The sequence below is a fragment of the Pseudomonas sp. AC016 genome (assembly GCF_979253365.1).
Genome location: NZ_CEEDCC010000001.1, coordinates 2,647,128 through 2,664,607 on the forward strand (window position 1 = coordinate 2,647,128; position 17,480 = coordinate 2,664,607).

Genomic DNA, 17,480 nt, shown 5'->3' on the forward strand with positions numbered 1-17,480 from the left:
AGCGGCAGGCTGTAAGCCTCAGGCGGGCGTAGGTTCGTCTGAGGTGCTGTTTTGTGCCAGCGCTTGCTTTTAAGCTTCAGCCTCACGGCTTGAAGCTTGCAACTTGAAGCTGCCCGGAGGGCCTATGAGCTATGTGATTGACCGACGTCTCAACGGCAAGAACAAGAGCACGGTAAACCGGCAACGGTTTCTGCGGCGTTATCGTGACCACATCAAGAAAGCAGTGGAAGAAGCTGTCAGCCGCCGCTCCATTACCGATATGGAGCATGGCGAGCAGATCAGTATTCCCGGCCGAGACATCGACGAACCTGTGCTGCACCACGGACGTGGCGGCAAACAGACCGTCGTTCACCCTGGCAACAAGGAATTCACCACCGGCGAACACATCGCCCGGCCGCAAGGCGGAGGCGGCGGCAAAGGACCTGGCAAGGCGAGCAATTCCGGCGAAGGCATGGATGAATTCGTGTTCCAGATCACCCAGGAAGAATTTCTCGAATTCATGTTCGAGGACCTGGAGTTGCCCAACCTGGTGAAGCGCAACCTGACAGGCACGGACACCTTCAAGACCGTGCGCGCCGGGATCAGTAACGAAGGCAATCCTTCGCGCATCAACATCATCCGTACGCTGCGCTCCGCCCACGCGCGACGCATTGCCCTGTCGGGCAGCAGCCGGGCAAAACTCAAGGAAGCCAACAGCGAACTTGAGCGCATGAAGCGCGAAGAACCCGACAACTTCGGAGACATTCAAGCGCTTGAGGTGGAAATCGAACGCCTCAAGGCGCGCATTCGTCGCGTGCCGTATCTGGACACCTTCGACCTCAAATACAACCTGCTGGTCAAGCAGCCCAACCCCAGCTCCAAGGCTGTGATGTTCTGCCTGATGGACGTTTCCGGCTCCATGACCCAGGCGACCAAGGACATCGCCAAACGCTTTTTCATCCTGCTGTATCTGTTCCTCAAGCGTAACTACGACAAGATCGAAGTCGTGTTCATTCGCCACCACACCAGTGCCCGCGAAGTGGACGAGGAAGAGTTTTTCTATTCTCGGGAAACCGGCGGCACCATCGTCTCCAGCGCCCTGAAACTGATGCAGGAGATCATGGCCGAGCGTTATCCGAGCAGTGAATGGAATATTTACGCGGCCCAGGCTTCCGACGGCGACAACTGGAACGACGACTCGCCGATTTGCCGCGACATCCTGACCAAGCAGATCATGCCGTTCGTGCAGTACTACACCTACGTGGAGATCACGCCGCGCGAACATCAGGCACTTTGGTATGAATATGAGCGCATCGGCGAGGAATATGCCGACACGTTCGCCCAGCAGCAGCTTGTCTCTGCCGGTGATATCTATCCGGTATTCCGCGAACTCTTCCAGCGAAGGTTAGTGTCATGACCGCCAGAGAGCAGAAACGCCAACCCATTTCCACGGGGTCAGAGTGGACGTTCGAACTGATCCAGACCTACGACCGCGAAATCAGCCGTATCGCCGATCGTTATGCGCTGGACACTTATCCCAATCAAATCGAAGTGATCACCGCTGAACAAATGATGGACGCCTATGCCTCGGTCGGCATGCCGTTGGGCTACCACCACTGGTCCTACGGCAAACACTTCCTCAGCACTGAAAAATCCTATACGCGCGGCCAGATGGGTCTTGCGTATGAAATCGTCATCAACTCCGACCCGTGCATCGCTTACCTGATGGAAGAAAACACCATCTGCATGCAGGCCTTGGTGGTGGCGCACGCCTGTTACGGGCACAACAGCTTCTTCAAGGGTAACTACCTGTTCCGCACCTGGACCGATGCCAGCTCGATCATCGATTACCTGGTGTTCGCCAAGCAATACATCATGCAGTGCGAGGAGCGCCATGGCATCGACGCGGTGGAAGACCTGCTCGACTCCTGCCATGCGTTAATGAACTACGGCGTGGACCGCTACAAACGTCCGTATCCGATTTCGGCGGAAGAGGAGCGGCGCAGGCAGAAGGATCGGGAAGAGCACCTGCAGCGCCAGATCAATGACCTTTGGCGCACCATCCCGAAAAGTACGAAGGAAGGCGGCAAGGAAGACAATGCACGCTTCCCTGCCGAGCCTCAGGAAAACATTCTCTATTTCATCGAGAAACACGCGCCGCTGCTGGAGCCTTGGCAGCGCGAAGTGGTGCGCATCGTGCGCAAGATTGCGCAGTACTTCTACCCTCAGCGTCAGACTCAGGTGATGAACGAAGGCTGGGCCACGTTCTGGCATTACACGCTGATGAATGATCTGTACGACGAGGGCCTGGTCACCGATGGCTTCATGCTGGAGTTCCTGCAATCGCACACCAGCGTCATCTACCAGCCGGGTTTCGACAGCCCCCACTACAGCGGCATCAACCCGTACACGCTTGGCTTTGCCATGTACCAGGACATTCGCCGGATGTGCGAACACCCGACCGATGAGGACCGCCAGTGGTTTCCAGAGATTGCCGGCACTGACTGGTTGACTGCAATCAAGTTTGCGATGAGCAGCTTCAAGGACGAGAGTTTCATCCTTCAGTACCTGTCGCCCAAGGTCATACGCGACCTCAAGCTGTTCAGCATCATGGACGACGACCTGAAAGATGATCTGCTGGTCCCGGCCATCCATGACGAGAACGGCTACCGCACCATTCGCGAAATACTGGCCGCGCAATACAACCTGGGTAACCGCGAGCCCAACATCCAGATCTACAGTATTGACCGGCGCGGAGACCGCTCGCTGACCCTGCGTCATCAACAGCACAACCGCAAACCGCTGGGCGACTCCACCGATGAAGTGCTCAAGCACTTGCATCGTCTCTGGGGTTTCGACATTCATCTGGAAACCCTGCAGGGCGATCAGATCGTGAAAACCCACCATGTACCACCGAGAGGCGAGCACGCCGACAGTGAATATCCCCGGCTCGATTTGGCGGTTGTACACCTCTAAATCCTGAAAACGTGAAGCTTAAACCGGTCATCGTTCGGTTTTAGCCTCCGTAAGGACGACGCAAGGTTTATCCTGTCGCGCTTACGGAGGTTTTTTATGCAGATTTTTAAAGTTGGCGGCGCCGTACGCGACCGCCTCCTGGGTTTACCCGTCACCGATATCGACTGGGTGGTCGTCGGCGCGTCGGCCGAAGAGATGCTGGTCAAGGGCTATCGTCCGGTCGGCACCGATTTCCCGGTGTTTCTCCACCCGCTGACGGGCGAGGAATATGCGCTGGCACGCACCGAGCGCAAAAGCGGCGTGGGGTATGGCGGCTTTGTTTTTCATGCCAGCCCTGATGTCACGCTCGAGCAGGACCTGATCCGTCGCGACCTGACCATCAATGCGATGGCCGAAGACAAGGACGGCAACCTGACCGACCCCTATCACGGCCAGCAGGACCTAGAAGCGCGCATTCTGCGTCACGTTTCCCCCGCGTTCGCCGAAGATCCCCTGCGTGTACTGCGCGTTGCCCGTTTCGCCGCTCGCTATGCGCCGCATGGTTTCAGCATCGCTCCCGAGACGCTGGGCCTGATGCGTCAGCTCAGTGAATCCGGCGAGCTCAAGGCGTTGACGCCCGAGCGCAGCTGGAAGGAAATCTCTCGAGCGCTGATGGAAAAACAACCACAGGTGTTCATCAAGGTGCTGCATGAGTGTGGCGCGCTGAAAGAACTGATGCCCGAAGTCGAGGACCTGTTCGGCGTGCCTCAGCCAGCCGCGCATCACCCTGAAATCGACACGGGCGTGCATGTACTGAGCGTTCTGGAGCAGGCTGCCATTCATGAGCATCCGTTGAGCGTGCGCTGGGCCTGCCTGCTGCACGATCTGGGCAAAGGGCTTACACCTGAGTCGGAATGGCCGAGACACATCGCCCATGAGCATACCGGCTTGCGCCTGATCAAGGCCGTCAACGAGCGCTTCCGTGTACCGAGGGAATGCCAGGAGTTGGCCCTGCTGGTCGGTCAGTACCACACCCACGGGCACCGGGCGCTGGAACTCAAGCCCTCGACCGTATTGGAACTGCTGCACAGCTTCGACGTGTACCGCAGGCCGCAGCGCTTCGAGGAATTCATCGCCGCATGCGAAATGGATGCGCGAGGCCGTCATGGTTTCGAGCAGCGCAGTTATCCACAGGCGGAGTACCTGCGCGGCGCCGCAGACGCCGCACGAGCGGTTTCGGTACAGCCGCTGCTCGAGAAAGGCTTGCAGGGCCAGGAGCTGGGCAACGCCCTGAAAAATGCGCGACTGGATGCGCTCAAGGTGTACAAGGCGGAGTATGGCAATCGGTAAGTTGATCGCTTCCTGCGCCTCAGCGTGGGCACGATCAGAAGCCCTTGAGCAATCTGGCAGGCGTCAACGCCTGGCCTTTCCATTCGAACGCCACAGGCCACAGCTGCTGATCGATCTGCGCGTCAGCCCACAACGTGCTGAACGGCACACCAACACCTGGGTGCAGACGATCCGGGGCAATCAGCGACAAAGGCCACAAGACGAACGCATTCTTGAGAATTTCGGCGCGAGGCAGGATCAGCCCGTCGAAATTGCCGACCTGTTCGCCATACAGCAGCACGTCGATGTCCAGCGGCAGCCCCTTGCGGTCCGGGGCGTAGCGACCGTTGTCGGCCTCGATGAATTTCAGACGGCGGTCCAGCTCCATCAACGGCAAATCGGTCAGCGCCGACACCACCAGGTTGAAAAACGGGCCGCTCTTGATGCCTACCGGATGACTCTCGAATACCGGCGAACAGCTCAACTCGCTCAGGAAGCTGTCCAGCGCATCGAGCCCGGAATGCAGGTGTTTTTCGCGCTCGATGTTACTGCCGAGCCCGAGGAAAATCCGCGTCAGCGACATCCGCGCTCGATCTCCACGCCCACACCGGCGGCGGCAGCGACCGCACCGGGCTTGGTCAGCCTCAGGTGCAGCCAGGGGATATTGAATTCAGCCATCAGCACCTCGGCCAGGCGCTCGGCAAACGTCTCGACCAACTGAAACTGCGCCTGCTCGGCAAAGGCCTGGATGCGGGTCGAAACACTGGCGTAGTCGAGTGCCTTGCTCAGGTCATCGCCCGCGGCTGCAGGTCGGTTGTCCCAGGCAAAACTCAGGTCAAGACGCAGGCACTGACGAATGCCGCGCTCCCAGTCGTACGCGCCGATCACGGTATCGACCTCAAGACCCTGAATGAAAACTCTGTCCAAGCACTACTCTCCGCTGCACGACAAGGGCGCGATGCGCCGTTAGAATCAGGGCATCCTCGCCCGGAATGGTTAGCATGTTTTGGTTACTGGCGACCTTCGCCTACCTGCTCGGCTCACTGTCCTTCGCCATCCTGCTCAGTCGCCTCAACGGCGGTCCCGACCCGCGTGAAAGCGGTTCAGGCAACGCAGGCGCGACCAACATGCTGCGTCTGGCCGGTAAAAAAATGGCCATCCTCACGCTGATCGGCGACCTGTGCAAAGGTCTGGTCCCGGTTCTGATCGCCAGAACCTTGGGCCTTGATCCATCACAACAGGGCTGGATCGGCGTGTGCGCCGTACTGGGCCATCTGTTCCCGCTGTACTTCCGCTTTCGCGGTGGTAAAGGTGTCGCCACGGCTGCCGGCGTGCTGCTCGGGCTTTATCTTCCCGCTGCTGCGCTGGCCATCGCCGCCTGGCTGCTGACGTTCCGCCTGACCCGCACCAGCTCGCTGGCCGCGCTGATCGCCACCCCCCTCACACTGCCATTGCTGGCCTGGCAGGAACCCCGGGCATTGCTGCCCATGAGCGTCCTGACCCTGCTGATCGTCTGGCGACATCGCGGCAATCTACGCGACCTGATCGCCGGGCGCGAACGGCATTTCTGATCGGTGTATTACAGCCCCGACAGTTGCTCCATTGGCCAACGCGCCTGCACGCTGATGCTCAGGTCTTCCTTCTGGCCTGCCTGCAAACGCTGACAGCCCGCGTAAGCAATCATGGCGCCGTTATCGGTGCAGAATTCGGGACGCGCATAAAACACTTGCCCGCGCAGATCGCCCAGCATGCTCTCCAGCGACAGACGAAGCGCCTTGTTGGCGCTGACACCGCCCGCGATGACCAGACTCTTGAGCCCGGTCTGCTTGAGCGCACGCTTGCACTTGATGGTCAAAGTCTCCACTACCGCCTGCTGGAAGGCCAGAGCGATGTCGCAACGGGTTTGCTCACTGTCGTCCCCGGCACTCTGGCACTGCTGCCAGGTGTTGAGTGCAGACGTTTTCAGACCGCTGAAGCTGAACATCAGGCCCGGACGATCCGTCATCGGCCGCGGAAACGTGAAGCGCCCCGCCACACCCTGAGTCGCCAGTCTGGAAATCTCCGGACCGCCCGGGTATTGCAGGCCCATCATCTTGGCCGTCTTGTCGAATGCTTCGCCTGCTGCGTCATCGAGCGTCTCGCCCAGCAACTCGTACTGACCGATGCCATCGACTCGAACCAGCTGCGTGTGGCCGCCGGACACCAACAAAGCGACGAACGGAAACTCGGGTGGATTTTCTTCCAGCATCGGGGCCAGCAGATGGCCTTCCATGTGATGCACGCCCAGCGCCGGAATGTCCCAGGCGAACGCCAGGGCCTGTGCGCAGGACGCACCGACCAGAAGAGCGCCCACAAGGCCCGGCCCTGCGGTGTAGGCAATGGCGTCGATGTCGGTCGCCACGCAGTCGGCTTCGGCCAGCGTCTGGCGAATCAGGGGCAACATGCGCTTGACGTGATCACGCGAAGCCAGCTCCGGCACCACGCCGCCATAAGCACGGTGCAGGTCGATCTGACTGAATAATGCATCGGCCAGCAAACCGCGCTCACTGTCGTAAAGCGCGACGCCGGTTTCATCGCAGGACGTTTCTAATCCCAGTACTAGCATGGGGTTGCGCCTTGTAGGGGGCAGATTTGAAGGCGCGCATAATAGTCGCCGACCGAGGTGCCGACCAGCGGTTTTCGATCAGAGGCTTTGCATTCCTCTCAATGAGGGGTTAACATCCGCAACCCTTAAAAACCGACGTACTTTTGTGCAGTGTTTGCACGAAGCGTTGACCCCGGTAATGAATGAAGGTAGCTCTGGATGCCAGCCGTCAAAGTTAAAGAGAACGAACCCTTCGACGTAGCTCTGCGTCGTTTCAAGCGCTCCTGCGAAAAAGCCGGTGTTCTGGCTGAAGTTCGTAGCCGCGAATTTTACGAGAAGCCGACTTCCGAGCGTAAGCGTAAGGCAGCTGCTGCTGTCAAACGTCACGCCAAGAAAGTTCAGCGCGAGCAGCGCCGCGCCGTTCGTCTGTACTAATACAGACTTACGTCGAAAGCTTCTGCCTTGCCCGGCCTTACAGTCGGGCTGTCGGCAGTTGCAGTTATAGCATCACGCTAGATTGACCGAGCAGCCAAGGCAGCACATGCGACCCAGGCTTCAGTCAAGCACGTCCCGCCTGCTTACAGGCAACATTGGTCATGCCCTCTCGGGCAGCACATCGATCAATGGACAAGACGAGTATGCCTTGATGACTTCGCAAGAAGCTCAGCCAAGGCAGCGTCTCGTGCATATGAAAATCCCTTATCAGGCCCAAGCACCGACCTTCGGATGCCAAGACGTGCCCGCTTGTTGCAGTGCCTTTCAAAAAGGCGGCTGACAGGCCGACGGAACGCTCGTAGAGTCACCACGATAATTTCGCGACACGCTTGATATGAGAATGCCATGGCCGGGCTGATTCCCCAGAGCTTCATCGACGACCTTCTGAACCGTACCGACATCGTCGACGTGGTCAGCTCGCGTGTGCAGCTCAAGAAAACCGGCAAGAACTTCAGCGCCTGCTGCCCGTTTCACAAAGAGAAAACACCCTCTTTCAGCGTCAGCCCAGACAAACAGTTCTATTACTGCTTTGGCTGCGGCGCGGGTGGCAACGCCCTTGGGTTCATCATGGACCACGACAACCTGGATTTTCCTCAGGCCGTCGAGGACCTCGCCAAAGCCGCCGGCATGGAAGTGCCCCGCGAGCAGGGCGTCAAAGGTCAGAAGCCGCGCCAGCCCACCGATTCGCCGCTCTACCCGCTACTGACTGCCGCCGCAGAATTTTACCGCCAGGCCCTAAAGAACCATCCGACGCGCAGAGCCGCAGTGGACTACCTCAAGGGCCGCGGTCTGTCAGGCGAGATCGCACGGGACTTTGGCCTCGGCTTCGCACCTCCAGGCTGGGACAACCTGTACAAACACCTGAGCAGCGATACCCTGCAGCAAAAGGTAATGATCGACGCCGGCCTGCTGATCGAAAACGCAGAAACCGGCAAGCGTTACGACCGATTCCGTGATCGGGTGATGTTTCCGATTCGCGATTCACGCGGCCGGGTCATTGCGTTTGGCGGCCGGGTACTGGGCGACGACAAACCCAAATATCTTAACTCGCCGGAAACACCGGTCTTCCATAAAGGCCAAGAGCTTTACGGCCTGTTCGAAGCCCGCAAGTACAATCGCAATCTCGATGAAATCATCGTCGTCGAAGGCTACATGGACGTCATCGCACTGGCCCAGCAAGGCCTGCGAAACGCCGTAGCCACGCTGGGTACGGCCACCAGCGAAGAACATTTGAAGCGTCTGTTCAGGGTCGTGCCCAACGTGCTGTTCTGTTTCGACGGCGACCAGGCAGGCCGTAACGCAGCCTGGCGAGCGCTTGAAGCGACACTGTCGAGCCTGCAGGACGGAAGGCGGGCACGCTTTCTGTTTCTGCCCGAAGGCGAGGACCCGGACACCCTGGTGCGCTCGGAAGGCACCGATGCATTCAGGGCGCGCATCAACCAGCACGCGCAGCCGCTGGCCGATTACTTTTTTGAGCAACTGACCAAGGAAGCAGACCCTCGCTCGCTCGAGGGCAAGGCCCATATGGCCACCCTCGCCGCTCCGCTGATCGACAAGGTGCCCGGCGCGAACCTCAAGACCCTGATGCGTCAGCGCCTGACCGAAATCACCGGCCTGACCGGCGAAGCCGTCAGCCAGCTGGTGCAGAGCGCGCCCTCGGAAGCGCCGCCCAGTTACGATCCGTATGTCGATTATGACGCGATGCCTGATTTCGCCGACTACCAGCCGCAAGGCGGTTATGAAGCGCAGCAGGAATGGACGCCAAAGAAAACCGGCGGTCCGAATCAGAAAAAATGGGAAAAGAAACCCTGGGACAAAAAAGGCAAGCGTGGGGACTTCGAACCGCGCGCGCCACGTGTGCCGACAGCGGTTGAACCACCGATGCAGGCCGCACTCAGAACATTGCTGCACCACCCAGAACTGGCCGAGAAAGTCGAAAATGCCAGCCATTTCGCGGCAGAAGACCAGTCTCAGGCTCAATTATTGGTTTCTCTTATTGAAGCCCGGCAAAAGAATCCCAATCTTCGGTCGTTACAGTTGATAGCGCGGTGGCATGGAACCGAACAGGGCCGTTTGCTGCGCGCATTGGCCGAAAAGGAATGGTTGATCGAGGCCGATAACCTTGAACAACAGTTTTTCGACACTATAACTAGCTTATCCGCTCGCCAACGCGAGCGTAGCCTGGAACATCTGATCAGCAAGGCACGTCAAACCGAACTGAGTGCAGAAGAGAAAATTCAGCTTCGGGACCTGCTAAATCGCAATGTTCCTGCACAAACCCCGACCTCAACTGGCGCGTGAGGTCATAGCTCGGGTATAATCCTCGGCTTGTTTTTTGCCCGCCAAGACCTTCAGTGGATAGGGTGTTATGTCCGGAAAAGCGCAACAGCAGTCTCGTATCAAAGAGTTGATCACCCTGGGTCGTGAGCAGAAGTATCTGACTTACGCAGAGGTCAACGACCACCTGCCCGAGGATATTTCAGATCCTGAGCAGGTGGAAGACATCATCCGCATGATCAACGACATGGGGATCCCGGTACACGAGAGTGCTCCGGATGCGGACGCCTTGATGCTGGCCGACGCCGATACCGATGAGGCAGCCGCTGAAGAAGCGGCCGCAGCATTGGCAGCGGTTGAAACCGACATCGGTCGTACCACCGATCCTGTTCGCATGTACATGCGTGAAATGGGTACCGTTGAACTCCTGACCCGTGAAGGCGAGATCGAAATCGCCAAACGTATCGAAGAAGGCATCCGCGAAGTGATGGGCGCAATTGCGCACTTCCCTGGCACGGTTGACCATATTCTTTCCGAATACACACGTGTCACGAGCGAAGGCGGTCGCCTGTCCGACGTTCTCAGCGGTTACATCGATCCGGATGACGGCATCGCGCCGCCTGCCGAAGTGCCTCCGCCTGTCGATCCCAAAGCCGCCAAGGCCGAAGGCACCGACGACGACGAGGAAGAATCGGCAGACGCTTCCGATGAAGAAGACGAAGTCGAAAGCGGCCCGGATCCGGTCATCGCTGCACAGCGCTTCGGTGCTGTCTCCGATCAGATGGAAATCACCCGCAAGGCCCTGAAGAAGCTCGGCCGCGAAGACAAGCACGCCATTGCCGAAATGGTTGCCCTTGCCGAACTGTTCATGCCGATCAAGCTGGTTCCAAAGCAGTTTGAAGGTCTGGTAGAGCGGGTACGTGGTGCTCTCGACCGTCTGCGTGCTCAGGAACGCGCCATCATGCAGCTGTGTGTACGTGATGCACGCATGCCGCGCGCCGACTTCCTTCGCCAGTTCCCTGGCAACGAAGTCGACGAGAGCTGGACCGATGCGCTGGCCAAGGGCAAAAGCAAATACGCCGAAGCCATTGGTCGCCTGCAGCCTGATATCCAGCGTTGCCAGCAGAAGCTGTCCGCGCTCGAAGAAGAAACCGGTCTGAAGATTGCCGAGATCAAGGACATCAACCGTCGCATGTCGATCGGTGAGGCCAAGGCCCGCCGCGCGAAGAAAGAGATGGTAGAAGCGAACCTTCGTCTGGTGATCTCCATTGCCAAGAAGTACACCAACCGCGGTCTGCAATTCCTCGATCTGATCCAGGAAGGCAACATCGGTCTGATGAAGGCGGTGGACAAGTTCGAATACCGTCGTGGTTACAAGTTCTCGACTTATGCCACCTGGTGGATCCGTCAGGCAATCACTCGCTCGATTGCCGACCAGGCACGCACCATCCGTATTCCGGTGCACATGATCGAGACGATCAACAAGCTCAACCGTATTTCCCGCCAGATGCTGCAGGAAATGGGTCGCGAACCGACTCCGGAAGAGCTGGGCGAACGCATGGAAATGCCTGAGGACAAGATCCGCAAGGTACTGAAGATCGCCAAAGAGCCGATCTCCATGGAAACCCCGATCGGTGACGACGAAGATTCGCATCTGGGTGACTTCATCGAAGACTCGACCATGCAGTCGCCAATCGATGTCGCCACTGTCGAAAGCCTGAAAGAAGCGACACGCGAAGTGCTGTCGGGCCTCACGGCTCGTGAAGCCAAGGTTCTGCGCATGCGTTTCGGCATCGACATGAACACCGACCACACGCTGGAAGAAGTCGGCAAACAGTTCGACGTGACCCGCGAGCGGATCCGTCAGATCGAAGCCAAGGCACTGCGTAAACTGCGTCACCCGACCCGTAGCGAACACCTGCGTTCGTTCCTCGACGAGTAATACGCGCAGCACGCAACGCGTTCAAACAGAACCCCCGGCCCGCCGGGGGTTTTGCGTTTCAGGCCCGCCGAAATTTCAAAGCGCTCTATCTCGGGTGTTTCATTGAAACCCCCTCGAAAATACTTCGGTCAGCCGTCGCCCGGCAGGCAAAATTCCGAAACCTGACCTACAACTATGTGTCACTGCAGGCAAAAAGCCTGCTCGTGATCCTTTGGCCTATCGGTTGTTGCCAGGATATTTGCCGCAGCATCGTGCGCAAACTTGCCGTGATGTTGAGACCTTCTGCTAGCAATAAATCAGCAGCGGTAATGACCACAACCCTGGCCCGCTCGTGCGCAACGATACGGAGCAAGTGCTGTGGCCCCCGCGATATCGGCAGCCAGACCAAGCACGGACGTGAGCACTTATGCGTGGATTAATGACCGACATCAGTGACATCAAACAAACAGAAGAAGCACTGCGTCAATCTGAAGACAGGTTCGCCTCAGTCTTCGCTCACTGCCCGGACATCATGGTCATCGCCAGCCTCATCGATGGCCAGATTCTGGAAGCCAATAATGCGTTTGTAGAACAATCCGGCCTAACCGCCGAAGAAGCCATCGGCAAAACCCCCACCCAGATCAACGTATGGGCCGTTCCCGGCATGGGTCCAGGCCTGCTCGAACAGCTGCAAAAAGGCAATATCCGCAATCTGGAAGTGCCCTTGCGACGCAAGAACGGACAGACCTTTTCCGGACTCATGTCCGCCCAACCCTTCAACCTGGGCGCCAAGCCCGCTGTGCTGGTGGTGGTTCGCGACATCACCCCGTTCAAACAGGCCCAGCGACAATTGCAGCTCTCGGAAGAAAAGTTCGCCAAAGCCTTTCACGCCTCCCCGGACGGGCTGACCATCAGCCGTGTGCGCGATGGGGTGATTCTCGAAGTCAACGAAGGCTTTTCCCGCATCACCGGGTACACCGAAAAACAGTGCCTGGAGCGCTCCACGCTCGACTTGGGCATCTGGGCCGACCTGAGCGAACGCCAGGCCATGATCGGGCACATCAAGCGGCATGGCTCTGTACATGAGTTTCGCACCAGAATCCGGGGCTCCGAAGGCAACATCCGACTCTGTGAACTCTCTGCGCACCCGGTGCTGATCGACGGCGAAGACTGTCTGCTGACCATCAGCCGTGATGTCACCGAACGCCAGCACATGCAGGAAAAACTCCACCTGGCCGCCACCGTGTTCGAGAGCACCGCTGAAGGCGTACTGATCACCGACACGCGCCAGCGCATCCACGCCGTCAATCGCGCCTTCAGTGAGATCACCGGTTACAGCGAGACCGAAGCCATCGGCCATACGCCCCGCCTGCTTGCCTCTGGCCAGCACGACAGCGCCTTCTATGCCGCGATGTGGCATCAACTAACTGCAGAAGGCCACTGGCAAGGCGAGATCTACAACCGCCGCAAGAACGGCGACATCTACCCGAGCTGGCTGACCATCAGCGCCGTGCGCAACAAGGACGACCTCATCACCCACTTCGTCGCCGTGTTCGCCGACATCTCCAGCCTCAAGCACGCTCAGGCACGCCTGGACTACCAGGCACACCACGACCCCCTCACCGGCCTGCCCAACCGCACCCTGTTCGAAAACCGCCTGCAGACCGCCCTGCTGCACAGCGAAGAGTCCGGCAGCCTCGGCGCCGTGCTGTTTCTGGACCTGGACCGCTTCAAACACATCAACGACAGCCTCGGCCACCCGGTCGGCGACCTGCTGCTCAAAGGCATCGCCCAGCGCCTCAAGGAACACCTGCGCGACATCGACACCGTCGCCCGGCTCGGCGGCGATGAATTCATCGTCCTGCTGCCCGGCCTGCTGCAACCCAGCGACGCCGTCAGCATCGCCAACAAACTGCTGGCCTGCTTCAGCGCGCCCTTTCAGGCGGGAGAACACGAATTCTTCATCAGCTCCAGCATCGGCTGCAGCCTGTTCCCCAACGACGGCACAGACGTCGCCACGCTGGTCAAAAACGCCGACGCGGCCATGTACCGCTCCAAAGCCAAGGGCCGCAACCGCGTCGAAAGCTACACCCGCGACCTCACCTCCCAGGCCAGCGAACGCATCGCGCTCGAGCAGGAACTGAGACGCGCACTGGACCGCAACGAACTGAGCCTGTCGTTCCAGCCCAAGACCAGCCTGCAGACCAACAGCATGGTCGGTGCCGAAGCCCTGATCCGCTGGAGCCACCCGACCTTCGGCGAAGTGCCACCGGAGCACTTCATACCGCTGGCCGAAGAAAACGGCATGATCCTGCAGATCGGCGACTGGGTCATCGAACAGGCCTGCCTGCAAATGCACGCATGGCGCAAAACCCACAAGCCCTTCGGCCCGCTCTCCGTCAACCTCGCCGGCGCACAACTGCGCCAGCCACATCTCGTGACCCGCATCGAACAACTGCTGGCCGACAACGGCCTGGAACCCGGCTGCCTGCAACTGGAAATCACCGAAAACTTCATCATGAGCCAGACCCAGGAAGCCCTGGCCGTGCTGCACAAACTCAAGAAACTCGGCGTCCAGCTGGCCATCGACGACTTCGGCACCGGCTACTCGTCGCTCAGCTACCTCAAACGCCTGCCACTGGACATCCTCAAGATCGACCAGTCCTTTGTCCGCGGCCTGCCAGAAGACACCCACGACGCCGCCATCGTCCGCGCCATCATCGCCCTGGGCCGCAGCATGCAACTGACCGTCATCGCCGAAGGCGTCGAGAACAGCGAACAGCAGCAATTCCTGGCCGCAGAAGGCTGCGAACAGATGCAGGGCTACATCGTCAGCCTGCCCCTGCCACCCGAGGAATTCTGCGCCAGGTTTCTTCTTATGAACGTTTAGGACTTTTCGGATAGCACAGCCGCGAAACCGCCGTTATAATCCGCGTCCTGCTGAGGGCCCATAGCTCAGTTGGTTAGAGCAGAGGACTCATAATCCTTTGGTCCACGGTTCGAGTCCGTGTGGGCCCACCATACTCAAAGCCGCGCACTGCGCGGCTTTTGTGTTTTTGGGTGGTTATTCACAAGGACAGTCATATGGTCCAAAGGTACTCAATCGGCGCGATGCCGGTGCGCTGGTACACCTTTGGAGTCCTGTCAGATGGCAACGCAAGGCAAAACCTCTTCCGGCACATGGGATGCTTTAATCCGCAAAACCGGCTGCCCAGCAGCAGTGAAAACCTTCCGCACCAGACGTGATGCGGAAGGACGGTCACGGCGTACCGAAGACGGAACGACAGCGGCGTAAAGTAGGTACGCTCGATATTGAAAACATGATAAGCCTATAACGACAGGGGCAGCCCAGCGGGGCTTTGACGGGAGGGCTACTCATCTCTATTCCAGTTTCCCCACCCTGGAATAGAGCCATTGCGGCAGGTCAGTACAGGAATATACCGGCATCAATCTATCAATTGGCCTCAGTCAAAGGGTGCCAGCGGGCATAAAATACGCTGTAAGCCCAGATAGAAATCATTGACCTCCGCAGTCACGTTCGTGGCTATAACAATGAAAATATCTTTCAACTCACCCGCTATAGACACGTCCCGCGCAAATCGAGTAGGTTGTCAGGCAACTTTTCCGCGCACCCGATCAAGACAATGAGTGCTCCCATCCATGCTGTATAACACCTTATACAGTCATCGGTACGCTGAAAAGCCTTGGCCAAGACACGGATAGCCAGATGAACAAGGAATGTTTTACGCCCTACCCGCCCGGCTATTTTCGCACCACGTGGAGTTTATCCATAGCTATGCATAAGGACATCTAAATGTTTCAAGTACAGATCGCGTTGATTGTATTTATTCTGCTTGGGATCCCCTACCTTTTTTACTTAAAAAAGCAGGACTTTCACCCTACTGGTCATTAATATTCCTGCTAACCCCATTCGGCATACCACTAGGCGCATGGCTTGGCTTCCCTATTCTGGCTCTTAGGGCTTGGCCTGCCAGAAATGAACTACCCAATCAATACTTTCTAGCCGTACCCCAAAATATAACGTTGGTAGCCGCCCATATTGCCATGCCGATATTTTCCCTCTTCGTAATCTTCAAGAAGTGTGGCTACAGCGGTTGGTGGTGCTTAACAGCTTTTCTTCCCCCTGTAGCAATTATCATGCTATGGGTGCTTGCATTTAAAAAACATCCAGCGCAAGAGCTTGTGAATACATGACACGTTAAAAACGGTCCGTTTTTTTCGTAGTGCCATGCTGTCTTATTGCTGATCCTATGAGCGGCTTTTTGAACATGTGATGCACGGTATTCATGAGACATCATCACCCGTTATGATGCCGTTGGCTCTGTGTTTAGAGGATTCGCAAGATAATCGATCCTCTTGGCACTGATTGAGGAACTGAAGCATGGCTTATATATCGGAATGGCTGGCTCTACTGGAGAACCGACCAGCGCCTGTCGGTGAGTGGGCAACTTATCGTCGCGACGAAGCCTTGCAATTGCTCCGCCATGCCGAAAAGACCGGTGACTGGATAACGCTGAGTAATTATCGTAATGGCTTCGTTCGCGAAGTCGCTGTACGAGAGCTGATTGATCGCCCTTCCCCCGGTGCACTGGTGGCATTGATAGAACGACTCAACGATTGGGTACCGCAGGTTCGCGATTTGGCAGAAGCGGGTCTGGCTCGCTACCTATCGCCCACTCACGTGCCAGCGTTGCTATTCGCTCTCGAAGACTTCATGGCGCTGGCCTTGCGCCACAGAGCTGATCACGGCCCGACCCTGAAGGCCGTGCGCGCGGTATTACAGTCGGTCGAGGCAGACGACGAAGTCTACACAAGCTTTCTGACGCGACAAGGTCGCGCGGCTCGCTACCTGTTCACCTTGTTATTGGAAAAAGATGGTGACAGGCAGACACTACTGCGAGACGCTCTGGCGCATCGAGAGCTGACCGTACGACTGTTGGCAGTTACAGCCTGTCATGAGCTACCGAATGTCCGAGCAGTACCATTGCTGCGTGAGGCACTCTTGCGTCCCGGCGCTAAAGTACGTGTCTGCGTACTACGAGCTTTGTTGCCGTTGCTGGAAAACCCGCAGCCAACGTTATGTACGTCTCTGCTCGACGCATCCCCGTCCATCCGCAGCCTGGCGCGCTGGGTAGCACCGAGCCATGATGTAGATGCGCATTCATTATTGGTTGAGCGGCTGAACCAAGACTTGCCTACTGCAAAGCGTGAATGGCTGGGTATCCTTGGGTTAGCGAAAGAGCTTGGTGTCGAGCTCGAACACAGCTGGCTGGCAGCAGCAGCCCGATCCGGTTATCCCAATGTGCGACGCGCGGTCATAGGACTTTTGGGCGAAGGACAAGTGAGTTTAATGCTGGCAGCGCTTGATGACCCATCCGACGCAGTGTTTATGGCTGCAGCCGCACAACTGGACAAACAGCCCTGGAACTCCCTAAAAGCCGAATTGGACGCCCGGTTTGACAGAGACTGGCATGAACTACCGACCACGCGACGTCGCACACTTATGCAACTGCGCCCGCGCTGGCAACAAGCGTCTTACCTGATAGGACGGTTAACATCAGAGCCTGTTGCACAGGTGTTCTGGGCCCATGAAGTTGACCTGTGGTGCGAAGCGCAATACCAAATGGTCGATCCGATTACTTCGAGGGCAGAGCGGGGAGCGATTATAGATAAACTCCGAAACCTAGCATCCAGAGGTCTTATTAGCAGCAGTAATTTTGCGCGAGTCGTGTAATGATGCTAGGGCTGATTAATTAGCTAGCCATCTAACACCGGGGGCTTTATGAAGCCCTGGCCTGTCTCGTTCGCCTGACCGGCATAGATCAGCCAAGCTGACGCAACAGTTAAAAATCAATACTGCATCGAACCAAAGAGAAACTTTAGCAGCAAAAAATACGTTCATCATTGTCAAGCTGACGA

At 57.8% G+C, this 17,480-nt stretch carries 12 protein-coding genes and 1 tRNA gene; 10 read left to right on the plus strand and 3 right to left on the minus strand.

The features are described 5' to 3' along the window. The first annotated feature begins 124 nt into the window (after positions 1-124). From AC0IXS_RS11970 to AC0IXS_RS11980, 3 genes are all read left to right on the plus strand, one after another. Positions 125-1,396, plus strand: a complete 1,272-nt coding sequence (locus AC0IXS_RS11970; protein WP_004885330.1) for a YeaH/YhbH family protein — start codon at positions 125-127, stop codon at positions 1,394-1,396. Continuing rightward, complete coding sequence (locus AC0IXS_RS11975) at positions 1,393-2,955, plus strand: SpoVR family protein (protein WP_057409936.1); 1,563 nt, start codon at positions 1,393-1,395, stop codon at positions 2,953-2,955. Before AC0IXS_RS11970 ends, AC0IXS_RS11975 begins: the two co-directional genes overlap by 4 nt. 96 nt (positions 2,956-3,051) lie before the next feature. After that, the gene (locus AC0IXS_RS11980) at positions 3,052-4,284 is read left to right on the plus strand and encodes a multifunctional CCA addition/repair protein (protein ID WP_122668076.1); all 1,233 of its coding nucleotides are present in this window, start codon (positions 3,052-3,054) and stop codon (positions 4,282-4,284) included. 34 nt (positions 4,285-4,318) lie between these two features. Here the strand turns inward: AC0IXS_RS11980 and folK are convergent, their stop codons facing one another. Further along, entirely contained in the window at positions 4,319-4,846 is a 528-nt protein-coding gene (folK, locus tag AC0IXS_RS11985) for a 2-amino-4-hydroxy-6-hydroxymethyldihydropteridine diphosphokinase (protein ID WP_217666052.1), read from the minus strand. Beyond that, positions 4,837-5,190, minus strand: coding sequence for a dihydroneopterin aldolase (gene folB, locus AC0IXS_RS11990; protein ID WP_004887801.1), 354 nt, complete (start codon positions 5,188-5,190; stop codon positions 4,837-4,839). Before folB ends, folK begins: the two co-directional genes overlap by 10 nt. A gap of 74 nt (positions 5,191-5,264) precedes the next feature. Here folB and plsY point away from each other — a divergent pair, with 74 nt between their 5' ends. Further along, complete coding sequence (gene plsY / locus AC0IXS_RS11995; protein ID WP_057409940.1) at positions 5,265-5,834, plus strand: glycerol-3-phosphate 1-O-acyltransferase PlsY; 570 nt, start codon at positions 5,265-5,267, stop codon at positions 5,832-5,834. Between the two features lie 8 nt (positions 5,835-5,842). Here the strand turns inward: plsY and tsaD are convergent, their stop codons facing one another. Next, entirely contained in the window at positions 5,843-6,868 is a 1,026-nt protein-coding gene (gene tsaD / locus AC0IXS_RS12000) for a tRNA (adenosine(37)-N6)-threonylcarbamoyltransferase complex transferase subunit TsaD (protein ID WP_025993458.1), read from the minus strand. A 198-nt stretch (positions 6,869-7,066) separates the two neighbouring features. Here tsaD and rpsU point away from each other — a divergent pair, with 198 nt between their 5' ends. From rpsU to AC0IXS_RS12030, 6 genes are all read left to right on the plus strand, one after another. Next, complete coding sequence (gene rpsU, locus AC0IXS_RS12005; RefSeq protein ID WP_002551877.1) at positions 7,067-7,282, plus strand: 30S ribosomal protein S21; 216 nt, start codon at positions 7,067-7,069, stop codon at positions 7,280-7,282. Between the two features lie 405 nt (positions 7,283-7,687). Next, positions 7,688-9,643 carry a DNA primase gene (gene dnaG / locus AC0IXS_RS12010; RefSeq protein WP_096767444.1) on the plus strand — a complete coding sequence of 652 codons (1,956 nt, stop codon included), beginning with the start codon at positions 7,688-7,690 and terminating at the stop codon, positions 9,641-9,643. A gap of 67 nt (positions 9,644-9,710) precedes the next feature. Then, positions 9,711-11,561, plus strand: coding sequence for an RNA polymerase sigma factor RpoD (gene rpoD / locus AC0IXS_RS12015; RefSeq protein ID WP_004887794.1), 1,851 nt, complete (start codon positions 9,711-9,713; stop codon positions 11,559-11,561). A 418-nt stretch (positions 11,562-11,979) separates the two neighbouring features. Next, positions 11,980-14,430, plus strand: a complete 2,451-nt coding sequence (locus AC0IXS_RS12020) for an EAL domain-containing protein (RefSeq protein WP_161987297.1) — start codon at positions 11,980-11,982, stop codon at positions 14,428-14,430. Between the two features lie 54 nt (positions 14,431-14,484). Next, positions 14,485-14,561: transfer RNA gene (locus AC0IXS_RS12025), tRNA-Ile, on the plus strand. Between the two features lie 1,381 nt (positions 14,562-15,942). After that, positions 15,943-17,295 carry a HEAT repeat domain-containing protein gene (locus AC0IXS_RS12030; RefSeq protein ID WP_057409954.1) on the plus strand — a complete coding sequence of 451 codons (1,353 nt, stop codon included), beginning with the start codon at positions 15,943-15,945 and terminating at the stop codon, positions 17,293-17,295. Positions 17,296-17,480 lie beyond the last annotated feature (185 nt).